The sequence below is a fragment of the uncultured Desulfovibrio sp. genome (assembly GCF_944324935.1).
GTDB lineage: Bacteria > Desulfobacterota > Desulfovibrionia > Desulfovibrionales > Desulfovibrionaceae > Desulfovibrio.
The window spans coordinates 26,762-47,672 of record NZ_CALUYG010000021.1 but is presented as its reverse complement, the minus strand read 5'-3'; the positions used below and the strand labels follow the sequence as shown (position 1 = coordinate 47,672).

At 64.2% G+C, this 20,911-nt stretch carries 22 protein-coding genes and 1 pseudogene; 10 read left to right on the top strand and 13 right to left on the bottom strand.

All coding sequences use genetic code 11. The features are described from left to right. Window positions 1-85 precede the first annotated feature (85 nt). The gene (locus Q0J54_RS06520; RefSeq protein WP_296304657.1) at window positions 86-1,000 is read right to left on the bottom strand and encodes a M15 family metallopeptidase; all 915 of its coding nucleotides are present in this window, start codon (window positions 998-1,000) and stop codon (window positions 86-88) included. A 61-nt stretch (window positions 1,001-1,061) separates the two neighbouring features. On the opposite strand from Q0J54_RS06520, the gene Q0J54_RS06515 reads away from it, so the two are divergent. After that, window positions 1,062-2,438, top strand: coding sequence for a MiaB/RimO family radical SAM methylthiotransferase (locus Q0J54_RS06515; protein WP_296304656.1), 1,377 nt, complete (start codon window positions 1,062-1,064; stop codon window positions 2,436-2,438). A gap of 336 nt (window positions 2,439-2,774) precedes the next feature. On the opposite strand, the gene recJ is transcribed toward Q0J54_RS06515, so the two are convergent. The 7 genes from recJ to Q0J54_RS06480 all read right to left on the bottom strand — a co-directional run bounded on the left by recJ (window position 2,775) and on the right by Q0J54_RS06480 (window position 8,639). Next, window positions 2,775-4,499, bottom strand: a complete 1,725-nt coding sequence (recJ, locus tag Q0J54_RS06510; protein ID WP_296304655.1) for a single-stranded-DNA-specific exonuclease RecJ — start codon at window positions 4,497-4,499, stop codon at window positions 2,775-2,777. Next, window positions 4,496-5,503 (bottom strand): lipopolysaccharide assembly protein LapB, encoded by a 1,008-nt coding sequence (locus Q0J54_RS06505; RefSeq protein ID WP_296304654.1) that lies wholly within the window; start codon window positions 5,501-5,503, stop codon window positions 4,496-4,498. Before Q0J54_RS06505 ends, recJ begins: the two co-directional genes overlap by 4 nt. A gap of 11 nt (window positions 5,504-5,514) precedes the next feature. Next, window positions 5,515-6,198 carry an orotidine-5'-phosphate decarboxylase gene (pyrF, locus tag Q0J54_RS06500; protein ID WP_296304653.1) on the bottom strand — a complete coding sequence of 228 codons (684 nt, stop codon included), beginning with the start codon at window positions 6,196-6,198 and terminating at the stop codon, window positions 5,515-5,517. Between the two features lie 242 nt (window positions 6,199-6,440). Beyond that, entirely contained in the window at window positions 6,441-7,058 is a 618-nt protein-coding gene (gene gmk / locus Q0J54_RS06495; protein ID WP_296304652.1) for a guanylate kinase, read from the bottom strand. After that, on the bottom strand, window positions 7,055-7,312 hold the full coding sequence (locus tag Q0J54_RS06490) for a DUF370 domain-containing protein (protein ID WP_296304651.1): 258 nt from the start codon (window positions 7,310-7,312) through the stop codon (window positions 7,055-7,057). The genes gmk and Q0J54_RS06490 overlap by 4 nt, the downstream gene beginning before the upstream one ends. Before the next feature lie 3 nt (window positions 7,313-7,315). Next, a complete protein-coding gene (locus Q0J54_RS06485; protein WP_296304650.1) occupies window positions 7,316-8,197 on the bottom strand; it encodes a YicC/YloC family endoribonuclease in 882 nt (293 codons plus the stop codon). Between the two features lie 175 nt (window positions 8,198-8,372). Then, on the bottom strand, window positions 8,373-8,639 hold the full coding sequence (locus Q0J54_RS06480) for a zinc ribbon domain-containing protein (RefSeq protein ID WP_296304649.1): 267 nt from the start codon (window positions 8,637-8,639) through the stop codon (window positions 8,373-8,375). Window positions 8,640-8,817: 178 nt separating this feature from the next. On the opposite strand from Q0J54_RS06480, the gene Q0J54_RS06475 reads away from it, so the two are divergent. Continuing rightward, the gene (locus Q0J54_RS06475) at window positions 8,818-9,402 is read left to right on the top strand and encodes a DJ-1/PfpI family protein (protein ID WP_296304648.1); all 585 of its coding nucleotides are present in this window, start codon (window positions 8,818-8,820) and stop codon (window positions 9,400-9,402) included. A 157-nt stretch (window positions 9,403-9,559) separates the two neighbouring features. Here the strand turns inward: Q0J54_RS06475 and Q0J54_RS06470 are convergent, their stop codons facing one another. Both Q0J54_RS06470 and Q0J54_RS12200 read right to left on the bottom strand, forming a co-directional pair. Continuing rightward, window positions 9,560-9,919 (bottom strand): magnesium transporter, encoded by a 360-nt coding sequence (locus tag Q0J54_RS06470; protein WP_296304647.1) that lies wholly within the window; start codon window positions 9,917-9,919, stop codon window positions 9,560-9,562. A 50-nt stretch (window positions 9,920-9,969) separates the two neighbouring features. After that, window positions 9,970-10,158: pseudogene (locus Q0J54_RS12200) on the bottom strand (hypothetical protein); the annotation flags it as partial. Window positions 10,159-11,068: 910 nt separating this feature from the next. On the opposite strand from Q0J54_RS12200, the gene groES reads away from it, so the two are divergent. From groES to Q0J54_RS06440, 6 genes are all read left to right on the top strand, one after another. Further along, entirely contained in the window at window positions 11,069-11,353 is a 285-nt protein-coding gene (groES, locus tag Q0J54_RS06465) for a co-chaperone GroES (RefSeq protein WP_296304646.1), read from the top strand. A 46-nt stretch (window positions 11,354-11,399) separates the two neighbouring features. Next, on the top strand, window positions 11,400-13,046 hold the full coding sequence (gene groL / locus Q0J54_RS06460; RefSeq protein WP_296304645.1) for a chaperonin GroEL: 1,647 nt from the start codon (window positions 11,400-11,402) through the stop codon (window positions 13,044-13,046). A 144-nt stretch (window positions 13,047-13,190) separates the two neighbouring features. After that, a complete protein-coding gene (locus Q0J54_RS06455; RefSeq protein ID WP_296304644.1) occupies window positions 13,191-13,766 on the top strand; it encodes a FlxA-like family protein in 576 nt (191 codons plus the stop codon). A 117-nt stretch (window positions 13,767-13,883) separates the two neighbouring features. Beyond that, window positions 13,884-14,399 carry a hypothetical protein gene (locus tag Q0J54_RS06450; RefSeq protein WP_296304643.1) on the top strand — a complete coding sequence of 172 codons (516 nt, stop codon included), beginning with the start codon at window positions 13,884-13,886 and terminating at the stop codon, window positions 14,397-14,399. After that, window positions 14,396-14,944 (top strand): hypothetical protein, encoded by a 549-nt coding sequence (locus Q0J54_RS06445; protein WP_296304642.1) that lies wholly within the window; start codon window positions 14,396-14,398, stop codon window positions 14,942-14,944. Before Q0J54_RS06450 ends, Q0J54_RS06445 begins: the two co-directional genes overlap by 4 nt. Continuing rightward, entirely contained in the window at window positions 14,941-15,390 is a 450-nt protein-coding gene (locus Q0J54_RS06440) for a hypothetical protein (protein WP_296304641.1), read from the top strand. The genes Q0J54_RS06445 and Q0J54_RS06440 overlap by 4 nt, the downstream gene beginning before the upstream one ends. A gap of 257 nt (window positions 15,391-15,647) precedes the next feature. On the opposite strand, the gene Q0J54_RS06435 is transcribed toward Q0J54_RS06440, so the two are convergent. The 3 genes from Q0J54_RS06435 to rplM all read right to left on the bottom strand — a co-directional run bounded on the left by Q0J54_RS06435 (window position 15,648) and on the right by rplM (window position 18,584). Next, entirely contained in the window at window positions 15,648-17,426 is a 1,779-nt protein-coding gene (locus Q0J54_RS06435) for a YcaO-like family protein (protein WP_296304640.1), read from the bottom strand. Window positions 17,427-17,744: 318 nt separating this feature from the next. Further along, complete coding sequence (gene rpsI / locus Q0J54_RS06430) at window positions 17,745-18,137, bottom strand: 30S ribosomal protein S9 (protein ID WP_296304639.1); 393 nt, start codon at window positions 18,135-18,137, stop codon at window positions 17,745-17,747. A 12-nt stretch (window positions 18,138-18,149) separates the two neighbouring features. Beyond that, complete coding sequence (gene rplM / locus Q0J54_RS06425; protein ID WP_296304638.1) at window positions 18,150-18,584, bottom strand: 50S ribosomal protein L13; 435 nt, start codon at window positions 18,582-18,584, stop codon at window positions 18,150-18,152. A 278-nt stretch (window positions 18,585-18,862) separates the two neighbouring features. On the opposite strand from rplM, the gene Q0J54_RS06420 reads away from it, so the two are divergent. Next, window positions 18,863-20,098 (top strand): HD domain-containing protein, encoded by a 1,236-nt coding sequence (locus tag Q0J54_RS06420; RefSeq protein ID WP_296304637.1) that lies wholly within the window; start codon window positions 18,863-18,865, stop codon window positions 20,096-20,098. A gap of 27 nt (window positions 20,099-20,125) precedes the next feature. Beyond that, window positions 20,126-20,875: a translation initiation factor 2 gene (locus Q0J54_RS06415; protein ID WP_296304636.1), complete on the top strand. Its 750-nt coding sequence runs from the start codon at window positions 20,126-20,128 to the stop codon at window positions 20,873-20,875. The last annotated feature ends 36 nt before the right edge of the window (window positions 20,876-20,911 follow it).

Here is a 20,911-nt window from a genome sequence, read left to right as displayed (position 1 = left end):
GCTGGGGAAGGGATGGGGGGCTTGGGGGGAAGGGGAACCCCTCCCGCGCCGGCGGAGGGGTTCCCCTTCCCCCCAAATAAATCGTTTAGCGCACGGGCACGTCCGGGGAGGGGATCTCTCCCCCGGCCTCGGGAGCCTGCGCTCTCCTGCGGGCCTTGCAGAGGATCTCCGGGCGAAATTCAAAGTGCATGATGTCGTATTCATGCCACTTGCCGCCCCAGACAAAGCCTTCGGCCTCAAAGGCCGTTACGATGGCTTGAGGATAGGATATTTGCAGGGGATGCGGGGAGATGCGGCTCCAGCGCCAGTACGGGGCCTTGTGCGGACTGAGATCGATGGCGATGCCGAAGGAATGCGGGCTGAGGCGGCCGCTCTCTCCGGCGATGCCGCGCCAGAGGAAGCCTCCGGCGCTTTTGAGGTAGGCCCGCAATTGCGGTTGCCGGGCCACAATCGGCGCAAGGCGCGCCTCCACACAGTGCAGGGCGGCCAGGGCTCGGGCTTCCATGCGTACGGGCTGTCCGAAAAACGTGCCTGTCCTGAGGCGCGGCCGGACGGCCGCTGCCGACGTGCCGTACAAAAGCCCGAGCAGCGCATAGGAGCGCCGCCGCCCCGGCGAGATCCCCGGCGGCGTGGGCGGGCGCTGCGGATCAAGGGGATAGGGCTGGGCCATGCTGGCCCGCACGTCGACATCCCATTGTCCGGCGGCAAAGGGCTGCCCGCCGTCATAGAGAGATCGTGTACCGTCGGCCAGTTCCAGCCAGAGACGGCCTGCCGCATCCGCCCGCAGGCAATGCACCTGCGGATAGGCTTGCCGGAGGCATTGCCAGTCCGTCAGCATTTCTCCCTGGGGAAAAATGACGTCCTCCCCCGTGCAGGCCGCCACGACGGGCAGGGACGAGTCGGCGGGCCGCCCTGCCGCATCCGCCCGGGCAGCGGCGATGGAGCATGCGGCCCCCAGCAGCAGGCAGAAAAGCAGGGCTTTGGGAAGAAAGTGATACATGTGTCTAGCCTATCCGGCTGCGGCAGCTTGTCAAGCGTCACGCCTTTGCCTACAACACGGCATGAGCACATGGAAATTTCATCTGCTGACCTTCGGCTGCAAGGTCAATCAGTACGAGAGCCAGTCCCTGCGCGAAGCCTGGCAGCGGCAGGGCGGCGAGGAGTGCGACGATCCGTCCGTGGCGGATGTCGTCTGCGTCAACAGCTGCGCCATCACGGCCAAGGGGGAACGTGACGCGCGCGCGGCGCTGCTGCGGCTGCGGCGCACAGCCCCCCAGGCGCGGCTCGTCCTGACCGGCTGCGCCGCCCAGCTGCCCGGCGTGCTGGCCCCCGTACGCCGGCGCAATGCGCAGCAACCCCGGCCTACGGTGGATTACATCATCCCGCAGGCGGACAAGGCGCGTCTGCTGGATGCCCTGATGCCCTTCCCGGCGGAAGGCGGTCAGCAGGTCCCGCATGCGGCGGCAAACGCGGCACAGACATTTCCGCCCTTTGCCATCGACGGTTTCCGGCGGGCCCGTCCGGTACTCAAGGTACAGGACGGCTGCGAACATCGCTGCACCTACTGCATCGTGCCGCTGACACGCGGCCGCAGTCGCAGCCGCGACCCACAGGCCGTGCTGGCCGAGGCCCGACGTCTCCTGCGGGCCGGCCATGCGGAGATCATGGTCTCCGGCATCAATCTGCGCCAGTACGGCCGCGACAAACCCGAATACGGGGATTTCTGGTCCCTGCTTGTCTGGCTGGACCGGGAGCTCGCGCCGGAATTCGCCGGGAAGGCGCGCCTGCGGATCAGCTCGCTGGAGCCGGGGCAGCTCGATGCCCGCGGCGTGGACAGTCTGCTGTCCTGCCGTCTCGTCTGCCCGCATCTGCATATTTCCCTCCAGCACGCCTCGCCACATATGCTGCGCCGCATGGGGCGCGGACATTACCGGGCCGAGACCCTGCAGGACGCCGTACGGGCGCTCGCCGCCCAGTGGCCGATCATGGGCCTGGGCGCGGACATCATCCTCGGCTTTCCGGGCGAAACGGAAGCGGATGTGGACTGCCTGCTGGACTTCGTGGCGGCCACGTCCTTTTCCTACGCGCACGTCTTCCCCTACTCCGTCCGTCCCGGAACGGCGGCGGCCGCCTTTGCGGGACACATCGCGCCGCAGGAAAAGCAGGAGCGCGCCCGCCGGGTACGTGAAGCCGTGGCCCGGCAGCAGGCCGTCTTCCGCCAGGCTCAGCTTGCCCTGCCCGCCATGCTGCTGGCGGCGGACGTGTCGGAGGGACAGGGCACGCGTAAAACGGCAGGCATCCGGGGGGTCAACGAGTTCTATGTGCCCTGCCGCCTGCTGACGCCGGTCCCCGCCATGCCGCTGTCGGGGCTTGTGCCTGTCCGCCCGACGGGCCTTGACGCCGCCGGCCTGCTGGTGGAGCCCGCCGGGACGCTTTAGAGCCTGCCTGAACAAATATTATAAATCATTTCAACAGGTAATAAAATTTAACCTATGCGTTTCGCTCGTTGTTAGCGCATGCTGCCTTTGAAAAAAGGCAATATGCGAGGTGGCGGCACTGCGCCGCCCGGCCCAAAGTGAGCGGAAAAACCGCGTTTTTTCCGCGAAACGCCAGAGCGTATTGAAAATGCGCCAAGGGCGGCATCGCCTCGTGCCCCTGACTTTTCCCCTGATAAAAGCGCGCTGGGGAAGGGATGGGGGGCTTGGGGGGAAGGGGAACCCCGCACTAGGCGCGGGGTTCCCCTTCCCCCCAAACAAGCAGAGAAGTAAAGAATCTCAGTCGGCGGGCTTCCAGTCCTTGATGGCGATGTCCACCGAGGCAATGCCGTTGTAGGTATCGATGCGCGGGGTGTAGGCCAGACGTACGCGGCTGCCCACGCAGGAGGGCGGGAACTGTTCTCCCATGCGCCAGGCCTTGGCCGTCAGCGTCACCCCGGAAAGCGTGTCCCGCACCTTGAGCAGGACGTGTTCACGATTGGCGCCCAGCGGCCGTCTGTCCCTGATGACCAGCTCCGGCGAGGCGAAGACGGGTTCCGCATTGCCGGGCCCGAAGGGTTGGAGCAGCTCCAGTTCCTTAAGGAAGCAGAGGTCGCCGGCAGTGGCGAAATCCAGCTCGCGTTCCAGCACGAGGCTGGGGACGAGCGGCTCCGGTCCCAGCGCCTTTTCCACGGCCTGCTCGAAATCCCGGCGGAAATCCTCCAGATGCGCCAGCTCCAGACGCACGCCAGCCGCCAGCTTGTGCCCGCCGAAGCGCAGCAGGTGGGCCGAGGCCTGCCCGAGGCCCTCGTAGAGGTCGAACTCCCGGATGGAACGCCCGGAGCCCTTGACGGCTCCCTGATCCTCGCAAAGGATGATGGTGGGCCGGTAGAATTCCTCCACGATCTTGGAAGCCACGATGCCCACGATACCGGGATGCCAGTCCGCCCCATAGAGGACCAGGCCGGCGCGGGGCCGCACGGCCAGCAGTTCCCGCACCTGCTGGCGGGCCTCCTGCACCATGCGCTCTTCCTTCTGCTGCCGCTCGCTGTTGAGGGCATCCAGCTCGCGCGCCAGGGCCGCGGCTTCCAGATGATCCTTGCTGCGCAGCAGATCAAGCGCCACGCGCCCGTGCCCCATACGGCCGGCGGCATTGATGCGCGGCGCAAGGCGAAACACCACCTGGCCGGCGCTGAGCCGAGCCGCGGCGTCAAATTTGCTGACGACCTTGAGGGCCGCCATGCCCGGCCGCGTGGTCATGGCCATGCGCTGCAACCCGCCCCGTACGAGGATGCGGTTCTCGCCGGTAAGCCGCATGACGTCGGCCAGCGTCCCCAGCGCCACCAGATCCAGCACCTCATCCATGCGGAACCGTCTACCCGTCCGGGCCGCCAGCCGGGCATTGACCGCCGCCATGAGGAAGAAGGCCACCCCCACGCCGGCCAGATGCGGACAGGGGCAGTCGCTTTCGGCCATGAGGCGCGGATTGCAGATGGCGTCCGCCGCGGGCAGGTCGTCAGGCGGCAGATGATGGTCGGAGATGATGACCGTCATGCCCAGCTCCCGGGCGCGGGCTATGGGCGCGGCATCGGAAATGCCGCAGTCCACGGTCAGCAGGATGCCGCAGCCTGCGGCGGCAAGGGCCTCGATGCCGGCCGTATTGAGCCCGTAGCCCTCGCTGCGCCGGTCGGGGATATGACTGACGGCCTCCACGCCGTGATGCTCCAGCACATCCAGCACAAGCGCGGTGGACGTGATGCCGTCCACATCGTAATCCCCCCAGACAGCAAGTTTTTTTCCGGCCAGCAGGGCATCGCTCAACAGCGCGGCCGCCTCGGGCAGCTGCGGCCAGTCCTGCGGGGGGGTCAGCTGCTGCAGGCGCGAGGAAAGAAAGGCGTCGATGCTTTCACGGCAGGTGAAGCCACGCCGCCAGAGCACGTCCAGCAGCAGGGGCGAGATAGAGAGCGCCTCGGCCCAGTCCGGGCACGGGGTCTCGGGCGGCTGACGGTAAAGCCAGTTCTTCATGCCGTTGTATCGATGAAGGGATCCGACGACGCAGCCGTCGGGGCGACCGTGGCGCCCGGGGCGTCTTCCGGCGGCACGGCGGTATCTTCCTGTCCGTCTGCCGGCGGAGCGGCATCCTCCCCTTCCGGGGATGCCGGAGCGGTCGCGGCCGGCGCGGCGGCTGCCTGGGCGGTGGCCGGAGCGGCGGCCCGGGATGCGGCAAGGGCCTGCTTGACGGCTTCCATCTTGTCGGCCGGAACAAGATTTTTCTGGATGAGCCAGCTCATAAACTTCAGCGACTGCTCATGGCGCGGCGCAAGGTGCAGGGCTTCCAGCAGATAGTCCACACAGCCTTCCAGATCCTTGGATTCCAGCAGCACGCGCGCCATGTTCATGTTCAGGTTCTCATCCTTGGGCGAGAGCTGGAGGGCGCGGGCATAGTATTCGCGGGATTCGGCGAGCATCTTGTTCTTGCGCAGGCTGATACCGAATTCGTTGAAGAGATGCTTGTGCTGCGGCTCAAAGGCAGCATCCAGCTTGACGAGCCGCTCGAAGATGTCCTGCGCCTTGCTGGCGTCGCCGCGTTCAAGGTAGGTGAGGCCGATGCCGAAGTTGGCCCGCACATTGTCCTCGTCCACCTTGAGGGCACGGGAATATTCGTATTCGGCGGCGAAGCTCTCGCCGTTTTCCCGGTATCTGTCTCCCTGACGGACGGAATACTGGAGTTCCTGCATCTTGGGATAGACGGAATTCATGTAGAATTCCGGCTCCGGCGAGAACTTGTTGATCAGGTCCTCCATGCTGATCTTGCGCTTGGGGCCGCTGGGCACATAGTTGGTATTGAGCGGCTGACACTCGATATCATTGCCGTGCTGTTCCACGAACCAGAAGGTTTTCTGTACGGTCTTGCGGGTCGTGGTGCCTGTGCCGACCTTGCGGATCTCCTGTGTGGAAAAGACGCCGCGGACTTCCGGCTGCTGTTGCTGACGCGTGGCCTCGGTCTGGGGAGCTGTGGGTTGAGACATGGGAACTCCGTCTAGCAGGTATGCATTTCATCGAGGATGGCGCGGGCGGCCGCCAGCGGATCAGCCGCTCGGGCAATGGGCCGCCCCACCACAAGATAGTCCGCGCCTGCCGCCACGGCGGCGGCGGGCGTCATAATGCGGCATTGATCGTCGGCGGCGGCGGATGCCGGTCGGATGCCCGGACACAGACAGCGCAGCCGCGGATACGCCGCCTTGATGGCGGCCGCCTCCTGCCCGGAGCAGACGATGCCGTCCAGCCCCCAGCCGTCGGCCAGGCCAGCAAGCTCGCCGGCAAAATCCGCCGGCGTCCGCGTGATGCCCGGCATCTGTCCCGGACCGAAACTGGTCAGCACCGTGACCCCGAACACCAGCGGCGGCCGTTCACAGGCGGCGGCGGCAGACATGGCCTCACGGCACATGCGCTCCCCGCCCTGGGTATGGATGGTCAGCAGTTCCGCGCCGCTCCGGGCCGCGGCTCTGACGGCCTGCGCCACCGTATTCGGGATGTCGTAGAATTTCAGATCCAGAAAAACGTGAAAGCCCATCTCCCGCAGCTGCTCCAGCACGGCTGGCCCCGCCAGGCAGAAGAGCTCCATGCCCACCTTGCACCACGGCGCCACGCCGCGCAGCTGACGCGCCAGCGCCAGCGCGCTGCCGGCATCGGGAAAATCCAGAGCGACCACCAGTTCGGCCATGCGTTCCTCCCTTGTCCGCGCTTAGGGCCTGTCGGCACTGTTGCTGCCTGTTCGGGGGAAGTGAAAAAAGGCGTTCCCGCAATCCTTCCCCCAAGCCCCCCAAGCCCCCCATTCCTTCCCCAGCGCGCTTTTGCCGGGTGAAGAAACAGGGACACGGGACAGCCTCACCCCCAATGGAGAGCGGAGCGTGATGGCTTGGCTTTATTATTTATTGCAAGTTAGAAAATTTGCGTTACACGGCTCTAGTCCAGACGTCCCTGCTCCAGCGCCCGCACGAGATCGGGACGGCAGGCCGGGCGCAGCGTCGCGGCCAGGTAGGCGGCGCGCAGCCGGGCATAGGCCGCCTCCACATCGTCATTGACCACAAGATAATCATACCACGGCGCTTCGCGCAGCTCCGTACAGGCATTGTGCAGGCGGCGGGCAATGGTCTCCTCGCTGTCCAGGCCGCGGCCGTGCAGGCGCTTTTCCAGCTCCGCCATACTGGGCGGCAGGATGAAGATGAAGACCGCTTCCCGCAGGCTTGCCTTCATCTGACGCGCCCCCTGCACGTCGATGTCGAAAAGCACATCCTGTCCCTGCTCCAGCATCCGGCGCAGCGGCTCCAGCGGCGTGCCGTACAGATTGCCGTGGACTTCGGCCCATTCGGCAAAATAACCGGCATCGCGCTGTGCTTCAAACCGGGCGCGCATCCAGAAATGATAATCCTTCCCGTCGCGTTCGCCCGCGCGCGGCTCGCGCGTCGTGCAGGAAATGGAATAGCCGAAGTGGGGGAACTCCTCCCGCAGGCGTGTGATGAGCGTCGTCTTGCCCGCGCCGGAAGGCGCGCTGATGACCAGCGCGATGCCGTGTCGCTTCATGATTCATTCCCTTCCTGCGCAAAGCGCTGGCTGATGGTTTCCGGCTGGATGGACGAAAGGATGATATGGTTGGAATCCGTGACGATGATGGAACGCGTGCGCCGTCCCTGCGTCGCATCCACGAGCCGTCCTTCGGCGCGGGCATCCTCCCGCAGACGCCGCATGGGCGAGGAAGCGGGGCTCACGATGCTCACCACCCGCCCGGCCAGCACATAATTGCCGAAGCCAATGTTGATCAGTTTTTCCCTGGCCATGCCCTATTCCAGATTCTGCACCTGCTCCCGGCATTTTTCCAGCTCGTTCTTGAAATCCACCACCATGCGCGAAAGCTGCACATCCGGCAGCTTGTTGCCGCAGGTATTGATCTCCCGGAAGCATTCCTGAAGGGTGAAGTCCAGCCGCCGCCCCGCATCCCTGCCGTCATCCAGCAGCTCATGCAGCCGCTCCAGATGGGTCTGCAGGCGGGTCAGCTCCTCGCTCACGTCCAGCCGGTCGGCAAGTATGGCCACTTCCTGCAGGAAGCGGCCTTCCTCCAGTTCCAGCGCATACGCGGCCAACCCCTCGCCGATGCGTTCCCGCATCTGGGCGGCGCGCTCCTCCTTGATCTGCGGCGCACGCTCCATGATGCGGCCCGTCCATTCCTCCATGCGCAGGATGCGGGATTGCATGTCCACGGCAAGGGCATGCCCTTCCTTGCTGCGGGCCTCGTTCCAGTCCTGGAGGGCCAGCTCCAGGCCGTTCTCCAGCTGATCGACGAGCTCTTCGTCCGTATCGTCGCCGCTGTCGCCCCACAGGGGGGCCAGCGCCAGCAGGGCGCTGTAATCAGGCCGGTAGACGTCGCCCCGCCGCTGGGCAAGCGCCTGCAGACTGTCCAGCATGGACGAGGCCGCCGCCATGTCGAAATTCAGCGGCGGCAGGCAGTCCGGCGCGAACTGCAATTGCAGGCTGATGTCCACCCGTCCGCGGGAGGCGTGCCGCCGCACCACCTTTTCCAGGCGGGGCTCCAGGCTGCGGGCGCAACTCGGCAGACGCCATTTCAGATCAAGGTGGCGGCTGTTGACGCTCTTGATCTCCCATTGCTGAGTCACGCCGCCACTCTCCACAAGGCAGCGGCCAAAACCGGTCATGCTGAATACCATGTGCATGCTCCCAAAGAAAAAAAGGGCCTTCCTCGGCCGCCACAACGGCGTACGGCGACGCCTGTCCGACAGCAGGCGTCAGCATAGGCCATGCCTGAACCGTTTGCAATCATGGACGCGCCCGGACAGCCGCTGCCGGGGCGTCGTCCATGCGCGCGTCCGGGGATCCTCGCGCTCAGGCCTTCCCGCCCTGGGCCGACGGGCAGCTCCCCGAGCCGCAGGCTCCGCCGCAGCCGGCAAGGCCCTTGCCCATTTTGGAGGCCAGCGGATGCACCGGCCCGACCTTGAAGGGGAAAGCCCCGGTCTTGAGCGGACTGGGAGCGCTGACCTGGCGCTCGGTCCGCTCGGCGCCGCACTGCGGGCAGGGCGGCGTCTCATCGCCGAACACCAGTTCTTCGAATATGGTCTTGCACTGGGGGCAGTAAAAATCAAACATGGGCATGGGTGACAAGCCTCTCGGGAAAAATTTCTCTTTTCGGCCTTGCGGCCGCCATGCTGATGCTTATATAACCACGAGAAGGGGCAAGGCAAGTCGCGATCCGCCCTGTCTGTTCCGTACGGGGCGGGCCCCCCCGGACAGGAGCCCCCCTCTGGATTTTCTTTTTTCAGGAGCTGAAAAAATGAGCAAAAAGATCCTTTTGCTGGCCGGCGATTTTGTGGAAGACTATGAAGTGATGGTGCCCTTTCAGATGCTGCTCATGCTGGGCTATGAAGTGCACGCCGTCTGCCCCGGCAAAAAGGCCGGCGATATGGTGAAGACCGCCATCCATGACTTTGAGGGCGACCAGACCTATTCCGAAAAGCGCGGCCACAACTTTGCCATCAATTATGATTTCGACAAGGTGAACGTGGCCGATTATGCGGGCCTCGTGGTCCCCGGCGGGCGCGCCCCCGAATATCTGCGCCTCAATGCCCGCGTGCTGGACATCGTGCGCGAATTCGACGCCGCCAAGAAACCCATTGCCGCCATCTGCCACGGCCCGCAGATCCTCGTGTCCGCCGGCGTGCTCAAGGGCAAGACCTGCACCTGCTACGCCGCCGTCAAGCCTGACGTGGTCGATGCGGGCGCCACCTGGGCCGACAGCAACGAAACGGCCTCCAACGCCGTGGTGTCCGGCCATCTGGTCACCGCGCCGGCCTGGCCCGCGCATCCGGCCTGGATCGCCGCCTTCGTCAAGCTGCTTGGCGCACAAATCAGCATCTAACCGAAGCTTGTCCGATCGTTCGGCCGCCGCTCGCACGCGGCGTCGTCAGAGACGCGCAGGGGGAGTCTCCCCCCTGCGCGTCGTGCGCTTCCTTCAGACTGCGGGATCGTCGGCCCGGCGCACAGGGCGGGCCTGTCCCTTCTTTGCCGCCTCTCTCCTACCGCTGTCCCAGAAAAAGGCAGGTCAGCGAAAAATAGACGAACACGCCCGCCAGTTCCATCACCGACGTGATCAGCGGCGAGGACAGCGTGGCCGGATCCGTCCCCAGCCGACGGGCCATGAAGGGCAACAGCGCGCCCACCACGCCGAACAGCGTCAGGAGCAGCAGCCAGAACACTCTGATGCGAAACATGGCGCGCAGGGGCGTGGCCAGGATGTCGAGATCCGTACCGTCATCGGAGGCCGTGCCCCCGAAACGGGCCAGCTGGCCGGCATCCTGCCCCTTTTCGATATCCAGATGCTGATACAGGTCCGCCCGTTCGTCGGCGGCCATGCTTTCAAAAAGGCGGATCGCCATCTCCGCGGCAGGACCGGCAGAAGCGCATTCTGCCGCTCCGGGGAAAAATAGACGAAGACTTCCGCGCGTTCCTGCTCCTCCATCTCGGCAAAGAGCTGCACGGTCCGCCCGACCGGCAGGCTTTGCAGGGCCTCGGCCAGATCGGAAGGATGGACGGAACGCAGGCCGTCCGAAAGTTCGGCGGTACGGGGATGGGCAAGGCAGTCCACGAGCGTGGCGCACAGCAGATCACGATACATGATGCGTCTCCTTACTGTCAGGCGTTGGGGAAAAGGACGGCGGCACACTGCCGCACTCAGCCCGCCATGCGGGCGTCACGACGGGCGAAGAGGAGACGCGACTTCGCCCGACAAGCACGGCGGCATGCACCCGGATGGCGCGATCGTCCTTACCGGCCCGGCGGCGCAAGGATTTCCAGAGGCAGAACATGGTATTGCTCCTTGTCTTTCAGAAAAAACAGACGAACATGCCCGAACGGCGTTCCCGTGTGACTGTGACTGTCCATATGACACTCTCCTTGGCTTACTGATGTGACCATGACGCATGACGGGCAGCATGCCCGTTGACGCAAACAGGGAAGGAACCGGAAGCGGCGCAACCGGCCAGGGCCGGGACCGGCCCCGCACAGGCAGACGATCCGGGCCGGAAAGCCGCCGGGACATGGCGCAACCGCGTTCCCTCAGCAAAAAAGCGTCGGAACGGCGCGTGCATGCCCGGTACGGGCAGACGGTCTTTCAGCGGGGGACGTCGTCCCGACGTCAGGCAGAATGACCGCACGACGGCGGCTGAAGAGGAAAGGAACGGCGGGCCGGCCGGGCCTCCCTCCTGATGACGCTCAGGCGTCGCCTGCCCGAGATAGGGGCCGTCTTCCAGGCCCTGTTCGGACGGCCGCTGCCGCTGCGCTCCCGTTCCGCGTTACAGCGGGGGAAAACGTCTGCGCGGAATTGTTTAACTGAATGATTTAACTATCCTTTTTTATAAAGAATAAAAAAAATCAAAAAAAATCGCTTCCCGCCCCTTTTCAATCCGGCAGGCTGCCTTATCTACTATGCCGACGCGGGGAAGATGGCTGCGACGCCTGCCTCCCGCTCGACGATACCGCAGCCCGGATGCTGCACCGAGATAACAAATTCTTTTGGAGGAAATACCATGAACCTGAAACCTCTCCACGACCGTGTGCTGGTGAAGCGCGTTGAATCCGAAGAAAAGACCGCCGGCGGTCTTTTCATTCCCGATACCGCCAAGGAAAAGCCCTCCAAGGGTGAAGTGATCGCTGTGGGTCCCGGCAAGGTGGAAAACGGCAACCGCATCGAAATGTCCGTCAAGGCGGGCGACATCGTGCTGTTCAACAAGTACGCCGGCACCGAAGTGAAGCTGGACGGCGTGGAACACCTGGTGATGCGCGAAGACGACATCCTCGCCATCCTCAACTAATCCTCCCCTCCACATACATCGCATCATCCCTTAAGGAGAAAATATCATGGCTGCTAAAGAAGTTCTCTTCGACGTCAAAGCTCGCGAAAAACTGGCCCGTGGCGTGGACAAGCTCGCCAACGCCGTAAAGGTGACCCTCGGCCCCAAGGGCCGTAACGTGGCCATCGAAAAGTCCTACGGCGCTCCCGTCATCACCAAGGACGGCGTGACCGTGGCCAAAGAAATCGAGCTGGAAGACAAGTTCGAGAACATGGGCGCCCAGCTGGTGAAGGAAGTGGCCTCCAAGACTTCCGACGCCGCCGGCGACGGCACCACCACCGCCACCATCCTGGCTCAGGCCATCTACCATGAAGGCGTGAAGCTCGTGGCCGCCGGCCGCAACCCCATGGCCATCAAGCGTGGCGTGGACAAGGCTGTGGAAGCCCTCATCGGTGAACTGGCCAACCTGGCCAAGCCCACCCGCGACCAGAAGGAGATCGCCCAGATCGGCACCATCTCCGCCAACTCCGACGCCACCATCGGCAACATCATCGCCGAAGCCATGGCCAAGGTGGGCAAGGAAGGCGTGATCACCGTGGAAGAAGCCAAGGGCCTCGAAACCACCATGGACGTGGTGGAAGGCATGCGCTTCGACCGCGGCTACCTCTCCCCCTACTTCGTGACCAACGCCGAAAAGATGCAGTGCGAGCTGGATAACCCCTACATCCTCTGCTCCGAAAAGAAGATCTCCAGCATGAAGGACATGCTGCCCGTGCTGGAACAGGTGGCCAAGGTCAACCGCCCGCTGCTCATCCTGGCCGAAGACGTGGAAGGCGAAGCCCTTGCCACCCTCGTGGTGAACAAACTGCGCGGCGCCCTGCAGGTGGTGGCCGTGAAGGCTCCGGGCTTCGGTGACCGCCGTAAGGCCATGCTGCAGGATATCGCCATCCTCACCGGTGGTCAGGTGGCTTCCGACGATACCGGCACCAAGCTGGAAAACATGGCCCTCACCGACCTCGGCACCGCCAAGCGCGTGGTGATCGACAAGGAAAACACCACCATCGTTGACGGCGCCGGCAAGAAGGAAGAGATCACCGCCCGCGTGAAGCAGATCCGCGCTCAGGTGGAAGAATCCACTTCCGACTATGATCGCGAAAAGCTCCAGGAACGCCTTGCCAAGCTGGTGGGCGGCGTGGCCGTCGTCCATGTGGGCGCCGCCACCGAAGTGGAAATGAAGGAAAAGAAGGACCGCGTGGAAGACGCCCTGAACGCCACCCGCGCTGCCGTGGAAGAAGGCATCGTCCCCGGCGGCGGCACGGCCCTCATCCGCGTCGCCAAGGTGCTCGACTCCATCAAGCCCGCTGACGACGACGAACTGGCCGGCGTGAACATCATCCGCCGCGCCATCGAAGCCCCGCTGCGCCAGATCGCCCACAACGCCGGTTTCGAAGGTTCCATCATCGTGGAAAAGGTGCGTCAGGGCAAGGACGGCTTCGGCTTCAACGCCGCCACCGGCGAATACGAAGACCTGCTCAAGGCCGGCGTCATCGACCCCAAGAAGGTGACCCGTACCGCCCTGCAGAACGCCGCTTCCGTGGCTTCCCTGCTGCTCACCACCGAGTGCGCCATCAGCGACAAGCCCGAACCCAAGAAGGATGCCCCTGCCATGCCCGGCGGCATGGACGGCATGGGCGGCATGGGCGGCATGTACTAAGCCGACCCTTCCTCCAACTGCCTTATATGGCTCCCGCTCCGGCGGGAGCCTTTTTTATGTCGTCCTCCCCCCACCTTGCCGCTCGCCTGTTTCCGCTGCAGCGTGGTATGGCTTTTGCTCTTTTGCTGTTGGGGGTGACAGGCGATGGAAATCGGCACGATTTTCCCCGTGACATCACTTTCCGCGACAAATTTTTCGACTATTTCCGAAAATCGCCGCCAGCAGAATAACAGCGCACAGCCGGATGACGATACCGTCAGCCTGTCCCCGGAAGCTCTTGAACGTGCCCGGCAAAACCGTCTCGCCGCCTTTTGCGGCACCTACGGTACGGACAAGCTGGGCGAAACGGAGGGCGATGCCGCTGGCGTGGACGAAGCGATCACCGCAGAGGATCGCTATCGCAAGCAGTTCAATGCATACCGGGGCATGGGACTTTTTACCGCCCCTGAACAGACAGGGGAAACATCTTCCGGTCAGGCAAACGCCGCAGCCGGAAGCGGTGAACGCTCCAGCGACGACAGCAGCAACCAGACCGCCAAACTGGAACGGCAGATAAGGGACCTCACCAGGGAACTTGAGGAAGTCATGGCAGCCGATCTGCCCGATGTTCAGAAACAAGCTTCCGCCCAGGAACTCCAGAAAAAAATTTCGGAACGGCAATCCCAGCTCACGCCCCTGAAACGGGGTGAACGCATGGCGGACGCAGCGGTGCAGGGGTAGGCCTTTTGCTGCTGGTGAGGGGGGAAGCAGGTCCCCCATGAAAGCCCATTCGTCGCCTGTTCAGGCCGTACTGTACCCTTCTTGCGTGCCGGGGCGGGCACTCCCACACGGGGTATCATGGTCAAGTGTTTTTTTCTCCATGCCGTGCATGTGGCGGCACTTTGTCTCCTGCCCTTCTTCCACCTGGTCGAACCCCGGACCTGGCCGGCACTCTGGCTCATTGCCGTCAGCCTTGCCGCCTCCCTGACGTATGCCCTGCTGGCTGCCGCCGCAGGGCCGCACATCCCCCGCCGTCCGGCACTGGCCCATCTGGTCGTGGCGGGAACATTCCTCTTCTCCTCTCTTCTTGCAGGGATACTTTTTGCGTGGCACGATTGGTCAGGAGGATACGGTCACCCTCCCGCCATGCCGTTGTGGCGTACATTTCAGGCTGCGGGCAATGGGCTGGCGTATGGGGGGATCTTTGCTCTCCTGTTCCTCCCCCTGTCCTGTTGCGCCTACATGATGGCGCTGTCGGGCACACGGCGTCTGGCGGAACACCTCTCCTCTTTTTCAGCCAAACGCGCGGAGCGCCCTGTCGCGCCATCCAGCACAGGAGATGCGCTCTCATCGACTCAGGAAAACATCCCATGAAAAAACGCCTGCTTGCCTTTTTCGCCTTCTTCGGCTGCTCCTTCGGCCTCGCGGCCCTCATCTATCATGCGATGGCCCTGCTGACGAAGGGGCTACTCATCTTCGGCTTCCTGCCGCGCATGTTCCTCTACCATTGGATATATCCCAATCACTATATCGCGCTTGTCTGCCTGATCTACGCTCTGCTGGCTGCCGCCTTTGCCCCGCGCATCGCCCGGCGGCCGTCGCTGGCCATCTGGATCGTGCTGGCCACGCCCCTGCTTGCCTCGCCGCTGGGCGGCATGCTCTGGCATCTGCATGACATGCTGGCAGGATACTTTCCGGACAGCTGGTGGCAAAAGCTGCTAGACGGCGCAGAGGAAGGGATTATGATCGGCTGGCTGATCATTCTGCTGTCCTTCCCGTACAACGTCATCTGTGCATTGCTGGGCATCCGCGGCACACGGCGGCTGGCGCAAAGGCTCTACCCTTCGCCGGAAACAGCGGACACATCACCATCCGCCCCCCAGCCGGACAAGGCATGCTCATCTCCTGAGCAGGTATGAAAAAATATTTCCGCCTTGCCGTGTGCTGCGCTCTTCTTGCCGCGGGTCTGCTGATGGCGCTGGCCGGAGAACATGATATTTCCTCGCCCGGCGTCGCGTACTTTTTCAATCCCATGTGGGCCTGCGGCGATGCTCCACCCTTCTTTGTCGTGGATATCTCCGTGTGCCGGGATCAGTACAGGGGAAAGGCCCTGCGCTGCTTCCAGCATGGCAGGGCTCTGAATGAGGACGGACAGCCCGGCGCGGAACCGGGCAGCTTTCTGGTCTGCGAGGGTCGGGTAAAAAGATCTCTTTTCCTTTTTCTGCGGGAACGCTTTCTCATGGAAGGGACAGCCGCCACCGGCATTTTTTTTGACGCGACAGCCTGTACCGCCGCCCGGCCCACGGCTGAGCAAATGCTCTTCATCGACCGCATGCTGTACGACGATGAAAGCCTTGTCCCATAAAAAGCGACACCACCGGGAGACCCGCACGCGAAGCGAAGGCCGACACGCCGCCGACACCCGTCATCCTCCTCGATAAAGCGCGTTTGGGGAGGGATGGGGGGACTGGGGGGAAGGGAGCGACCGAATGGCGGCCCGGCAGGGCCGTGCCCGTTACGACGCAGGAAGTTACGGGCATCGACAGCAGAGCTCCCCCTTTGCGCGCGAGCCAAAGGGGTCCCCTTCCCCCCCAGAACTATCTGCCCCTGCCCCCTTACGCCTTATGCTCCATGCCGCAGATAGCGCGTCATAAGGCGCAGCGAGGGGCGGGAAAAGTCGTCCAGCTCGCCGGTCAGTTCCAGATCTGGCACGATGGCGCGCACCACGGGGATATCCAGATCGCGGCGGGTCAGATCCACATAGAGCGGCGTACGTCCCTGAGCGGTCAGCATCTCTTCAAGCTGGCGCAGATTGGCCGTCGCCGAACCAAGATCCCAGTCGGGAAGCTCCTCAAGGCAGCGCTGCGGCAGGGCTGAAAGGGCCGGGCCGGTGGGCTCGCCGTAGGGATAGGGCCACGGCGTTTCCGTCAGGGCGGACAGGGCGGCCCTGCGGCCGCTGAGCCCGGCTCCGGTGGCCCGCACCACCACGCCGCGCCGGCTCATAACAAAACACTGATAGACCGGGATGCCGCATTCCGTGGTCATGTCCTGGAACTGTACCTGGATGCCGCGCGCGGCATAATCGTCCAGCAGGGATTGCAAGAGCTCGTCCCGCGCGCGCAGCGTAAAGCACTGCTCACGCCGGAAGGGCGTGGTCGCTTCGGCGTCGCGTTCGATGATCTCCACCAGCGCGGCCACCTTCGCCTCCTCCGGCGTATTGCCGGAGGCAAGTCCCGTGGAACCCGCCGCCAGAAAGAGCGAGGGCTCGGCCAGATCGCAGAACAGGAAGACGGCCTGCGCCGGGACCAGCACCTCGTTGCCTGACGGGTCGTGAGCCGGGACCCAGTGCAACGGCGTCTCAGGCCCGCAGCAGCCCGAAAAAGGCGCGTCCAGCGGCAGGCGGGCGGGAGACAGGGCGGCCCGCCCGGCGGCGGCAAGCTCGTCACACGAGGCCAGGATCACCGGCAACGGCGTCTTGCGGTTCTCCACTTCGCCCGGCCGATCCGGGCCCTCGGGTCCGCGAATATCCACATAGGCGCTGCAGCGCTCCACGATCTCCATGCTGTAGGAGGCCCGTGCGTGCGCCAGCGACAAGCCCCGCCCGTAGGCCGTGGCTTCGCCGCGCAAGGTGTGGCGCACGGCCCGCGCGCCGGATCCGCTGCATGCGCGGATGTCCAGCCGCCAGGTCCGCAAAAGCGCTATGGGAGAAAGCGAGGCCTGATGGCGCATTTCCGGCCCGGCCAGGATCCCCGCCTCCAGCAGGGCATCGATGGCGCGCAAAAAGGTCTCCTGCGCCGGGGGACGCTCCAGCGCGGGCAGCCGGAGGCCGGCGACGCGCGCGTGGGCGTCCGGCAGCGCCTGCGCCTGCCGGCGTATGGCGGCAGCGGTGGCGTCCAGCGCCTCATCCGAAAAAATAGGCGGCAAATCCACGTCTTCCGGTCGTGGCAAGGCATGGTGGCCGATGATGTTGCGCTGGAAGAACTCGCTCCATTGCCGGGCCGCAGCGGCATCGGGACAAAGCGCCACCCGCAGGTAGACCAGCGGCGTAAACGGCGCCAGCCGCTGCGGGGCATCCGCCGGGAAAGCGTCCGCCGCTTCGGCCAGCTCCGGCAGCAGCAACGCGCATTCAAGCACCAGAGAGGCCGTGGCGGGCCGACGGAAGGCATCAGCCTCCGCATCGTAGCAGTCCCGCGCCAGCCGCTTCAGGAAGTCCGCCCCTTTCCGGGCCGCCTGACGCAAACAGTGCTGGTGCAGGAAATCGTCCAGCGGCGAGGTTTCCAGCCGGTCGAGGGCGGCCTCCCAGGTCAGGGAAGCCGGAGGTTCGCAGGAAAAATAGCCGGTGGTGGCCTGTGTCTGACTGTGCGTATAGGTATAGTCCAGCATCTCGTCGGAATGATCCATGATTGCTCGCTCTGCTGAAAGGGTGATGCAAGGCAGGGGGCAGTATAGTCGGCAGGCTGCAGACGAGCAAGGCGAAAAGCGCACGGCTGCCCGCCGGAGACGGATCGTCCGCGCCCACGCCCTGTAGAGACTCTTCACTGCTTGTCTGGGGGAAGGGCCCCCACCCCTTCCGCAGCGCGCTTTTACCAAGGAAGACAGTGAAATCACAGTTCGTTCAATGGATATCTTGAGAGGCAAGCCCGCGGGGCCTGGATGCGTACAATAAAAAAAGGGGCAAGCCCGCAGGCCTGCCCCTGAGTATCCCAATCCCGAAGGATATTAACGCTTCGAGTACTGGTAACGAGCGCGAGCGGCGCGCAGACCGTACTTTTTGCGTTCCTTCTTGCGGGCGTCACGGGTGAGGAAGCCGGCCTTCTTCAGCAGAGGACGCAGGGCGGGATCCACCACCAGCAGCGCGCGGGAAATGCCGTGGCGCACGGCTTCCGCCTGACCGCTGACGCCGCCGCCGGCCACGTTGACGCGCACATCCAGCTTTTCAGCCAGCTTGGACAGCACGAGGGGCTGACGAATGATCATCTGCAGGGTCTTACGGGGGAAGTACTCCTCGAAGGAGCGGCCGTTGACCGTGATGTTGCCGGAACCGGCATAGATGCGGGTGCGGGCAGTAGCCGTCTTGCGGCGGCCGGTACCGTAATCGAATTTGTCGCTCATGGCGTGCACTCCTTAGTAAGGCAGGGTCAGCGGCTGCGGGTTCTGGGCGGCATGGGGATGCTCGGCGCCCGCGTAGATCTTGAGCTTCTTCAGCATGGCGCGGCCCAGACGATTCTTGGGCAGCATGCCGCGCACGGCGGCCATGAGCACACGCTCGGGCTTTTCGGCCATCATGTCGGAGAGGACGGTGGTCTTGAGGCCGCCGACCCAGCCGGAATGACGGTAATATTTCTTGTCCTGCATTTTCTTGCCGGTGACCTTCACCTTGTCGCAGTTGACCACGACGATGAAGTCGCCAAGATCCATATGCGGGGCGAATTCGGGCTTATGCTTGCCACGCAGGCGATGGGCGATCTGGCTGGCCAGCCGGCCCAGCACCAGATCCTGAGCATCGACCACATACCACTGGCGGTTGATGTCCTTGGGGGTAGGGCTGAACGTCTTCATGGGGATGAACTCCTCTGCAAAATACAGTAGCCGTAATGCGGCGGAAAATCCTTCATGCGACGTGCCGCCTAACGGGGGTGACGACAATATCGCTGCAAAGAGAAGGCTTCATAGCCTTTCACGCGCAAAATGTCAAGCCGTCTCCCGCCACACTCACGGAAACGGCCCCTTTTCGTGCGCGCTTGAGCATTAACCTGTTCTTTCCTATAATGCCAGCACTTTTTTCACCGCTTTCGCGCGAACGCCCTGCCCGCGCAGCGTTCCGCAAGGAGTCTCCCATGCCGTCCATCCGCAAGAGCCTGCTGCAGCTCACCTTTTCCGGGGCCTATCTGCTGCGCTGGAACGACAAGCTCCGGCCTGCCGAGCTGGTGGAGATCGACAAGCAGGCCCACAAGATGCTGGTGGCCTGCGCCCTCTGGCACGAGAACAGCCGCCACCTCCCCGCCGAGGAACGCCTTGCCCTGGCCCGGGAGATCATCGAGGGAGGGCTGTTCGACTATTATTACCGCCTCATCATCACGGACATCAAGCCGCCGGTCTTCTACCGCATCAAGGAGAACAAGGAGCATTTCCGTCAGCTCACGAGCCATGTGCTCAAACGGCTCGAGCCGGCGCTTGCCCCGCTGGGCGATTTCTGGCAACGCATGCAGGCCTGGCATACCGACGATGCGGAGAGCCTCGCCCGGCGCATCCTCACCGCGGCCCATCTGTATGCCTCGCAGTGGGAATTCCGACTCATCAAGCCGCTCAACGGCTTTGACGAGGAAATGGACGAGATCGACGTGTCCTTCCGGGAACGGCTTGCGGGTTTCGGCGACGTGCGCGGCATGCCGGACATCGTCAAGGGCAATACGGCGCTGGCCCGCTTCGCCAATCTCTGCGGGCAGCTCCGCTTCCAGATCCGCTGGACGCAGGCCCCGCGCATCCCGGCGACCTCCGTGCTGGGGCACATGTTCATCGTGGCGACCTATGCCTATTTCTTCAGCCAGTCCATCGGGGCCTGCCGGGCGCGGACGGTCAACGACTTCTTCTGCGGCCTGCTGCATGACCTGCCGGAACTGCTGACGCGCGACATCATCTCCCCGGTCAAGCAGTCCGTGGAGAGCCTGCCCGAGATCATCCGCGAATATGAGGAGCAGGAACTGGAGCGCCGCATCTTCGCCCCCCTGCGGGCCGAAGGGCTGGAAGAGCTGGTCGGCCTGCTCTCCTACTATCTGGGCATGGAGACGGGCTCCGAATTCGACGAGACCATCCTCGAGAACGGACACGCCAGAAAGATCAGCAATTTCGCCACTCTGCACGACAGCTATAATGCCGACGCCCTCCAGCCCAAGGACGGACGCCTCATCAAGGAATGCGACAAGCTGGCCGCCTTTCTGGAAGCGCACAGCTCCATCCGCAACGGCGTCTCTTCGCCGCATCTGCAGGAAGCCCTTGCCCGCCTCAAGGGCGATCTGGTCAACAGTCCGCTGGACTGTCTGCATCTCGGCGCCCTGCTGGCGGATTTCGACTGACGGGCGGCCCGGGGAGGACGTCTTTTCATGTTGCGCAGCCTGTTCCTGTTGCTGTCGCTCTGCCTGATCGTGCCGCTGCTGCCGGACATGCGGCAGGCGGCCCATGCGGCCACGCTGGCCGAGAAAGGCCTTGCGGCCTATGCCGCGAGCATGGAGTACTATTACCGCAAGCCGCAACCGCGGCTGTTGCCCGTTCTTTTGCAGCGGATGGAGGGCGCCGGTCTGCTGGCCAACGGGGAAAAACGCCTTCTGGTCGCCGCCTTTCTGGGCGAATGCCTGCGCAACGACGCCTCGCTGCGCGGCATGGTCGCCAGCGCCCAGGCGCAGGCCGGCGAGCAGACCGGCCGCGATCTGCGGCGCACACTGGCCTGGGCCGTGCATCTGGCCGGGCTGCGCGACGCGCCCGCCCTCGTGCGTCAGCTCCTGCCCAGCCGCGCCGACCTGACCCTGCGGGAGCATATCCTCTCCACGCCGACCCCCCTGCTGCGCTGGACGGTCACCTCGGAGAGCAGCGTGCTGCATATGTACTGGACGGCCTTCATGGCCAGCGGCAACACGGCCTATGTGGAGGCCGTCATCGACGCCTCCCGCCGCTATGCCCGCCTTGCGGCGGACGGACGCCAGTACGAGGACGATTTCGACCTCTGCCGGCAGGCCGCGGCCAGCCTGTACGAGTTCACTCCCCGGCACGCGCTGGTGCGACGCTGCGTGGAAGAGGCGCTGAAGACGACGAAAGAACCCGCGGAGGCAAGGACGTTGCGCCTCATGCTGCACTGATCCCCGCCCGTCCCGCTCTCCCCCGCCGGGACGGGA

Excerpts from the sequence above, each read along its gene's own strand:
- Q0J54_RS06520 (WP_296304657.1), bottom strand. The coding sequence starts at position 1,000 with ATGTATCACTTTCTTCCCAAAGCCCTGCTTTTCTGCCTGCTGCTGGGG.
- Q0J54_RS06515 (WP_296304656.1), top strand. The coding sequence starts at position 1,062 with ATGAGCACATGGAAATTTCATCTGCTGACCTTCGGCTGCAAGGTCAAT.
- recJ (WP_296304655.1), bottom strand. The coding sequence starts at position 4,499 with ATGAAGAACTGGCTTTACCGTCAGCCGCCCGAGACCCCGTGCCCGGAC.
- Q0J54_RS06505 (WP_296304654.1), bottom strand. The coding sequence starts at position 5,503 with ATGTCTCAACCCACAGCTCCCCAGACCGAGGCCACGCGTCAGCAACAG.
- pyrF (WP_296304653.1), bottom strand. The coding sequence starts at position 6,198 with ATGGCCGAACTGGTGGTCGCTCTGGATTTTCCCGATGCCGGCAGCGCG.
- gmk (WP_296304652.1), bottom strand. The coding sequence starts at position 7,058 with ATGAAGCGACACGGCATCGCGCTGGTCATCAGCGCGCCTTCCGGCGCG.
- Q0J54_RS06490 (WP_296304651.1), bottom strand. The coding sequence starts at position 7,312 with ATGGCCAGGGAAAAACTGATCAACATTGGCTTCGGCAATTATGTGCTG.
- Q0J54_RS06485 (WP_296304650.1), bottom strand. The coding sequence starts at position 8,197 with ATGGTATTCAGCATGACCGGTTTTGGCCGCTGCCTTGTGGAGAGTGGC.
- Q0J54_RS06480 (WP_296304649.1), bottom strand. The coding sequence starts at position 8,639 with ATGCCCATGTTTGATTTTTACTGCCCCCAGTGCAAGACCATATTCGAA.
- Q0J54_RS06475 (WP_296304648.1), top strand. The coding sequence starts at position 8,818 with ATGAGCAAAAAGATCCTTTTGCTGGCCGGCGATTTTGTGGAAGACTAT.
- Q0J54_RS06470 (WP_296304647.1), bottom strand. The coding sequence starts at position 9,919 with ATGGCGATCCGCCTTTTTGAAAGCATGGCCGCCGACGAACGGGCGGAC.
- groES (WP_296304646.1), top strand. The coding sequence starts at position 11,069 with ATGAACCTGAAACCTCTCCACGACCGTGTGCTGGTGAAGCGCGTTGAA.
- groL (WP_296304645.1), top strand. The coding sequence starts at position 11,400 with ATGGCTGCTAAAGAAGTTCTCTTCGACGTCAAAGCTCGCGAAAAACTG.
- Q0J54_RS06455 (WP_296304644.1), top strand. The coding sequence starts at position 13,191 with ATGGAAATCGGCACGATTTTCCCCGTGACATCACTTTCCGCGACAAAT.
- Q0J54_RS06450 (WP_296304643.1), top strand. The coding sequence starts at position 13,884 with ATGGTCAAGTGTTTTTTTCTCCATGCCGTGCATGTGGCGGCACTTTGT.
- Q0J54_RS06445 (WP_296304642.1), top strand. The coding sequence starts at position 14,396 with ATGAAAAAACGCCTGCTTGCCTTTTTCGCCTTCTTCGGCTGCTCCTTC.
- Q0J54_RS06440 (WP_296304641.1), top strand. The coding sequence starts at position 14,941 with ATGAAAAAATATTTCCGCCTTGCCGTGTGCTGCGCTCTTCTTGCCGCG.
- Q0J54_RS06435 (WP_296304640.1), bottom strand. The coding sequence starts at position 17,426 with ATGGATCATTCCGACGAGATGCTGGACTATACCTATACGCACAGTCAG.
- rpsI (WP_296304639.1), bottom strand. The coding sequence starts at position 18,137 with ATGAGCGACAAATTCGATTACGGTACCGGCCGCCGCAAGACGGCTACT.
- rplM (WP_296304638.1), bottom strand. The coding sequence starts at position 18,584 with ATGAAGACGTTCAGCCCTACCCCCAAGGACATCAACCGCCAGTGGTAT.
- Q0J54_RS06420 (WP_296304637.1), top strand. The coding sequence starts at position 18,863 with ATGCCGTCCATCCGCAAGAGCCTGCTGCAGCTCACCTTTTCCGGGGCC.
- Q0J54_RS06415 (WP_296304636.1), top strand. The coding sequence starts at position 20,126 with ATGTTGCGCAGCCTGTTCCTGTTGCTGTCGCTCTGCCTGATCGTGCCG.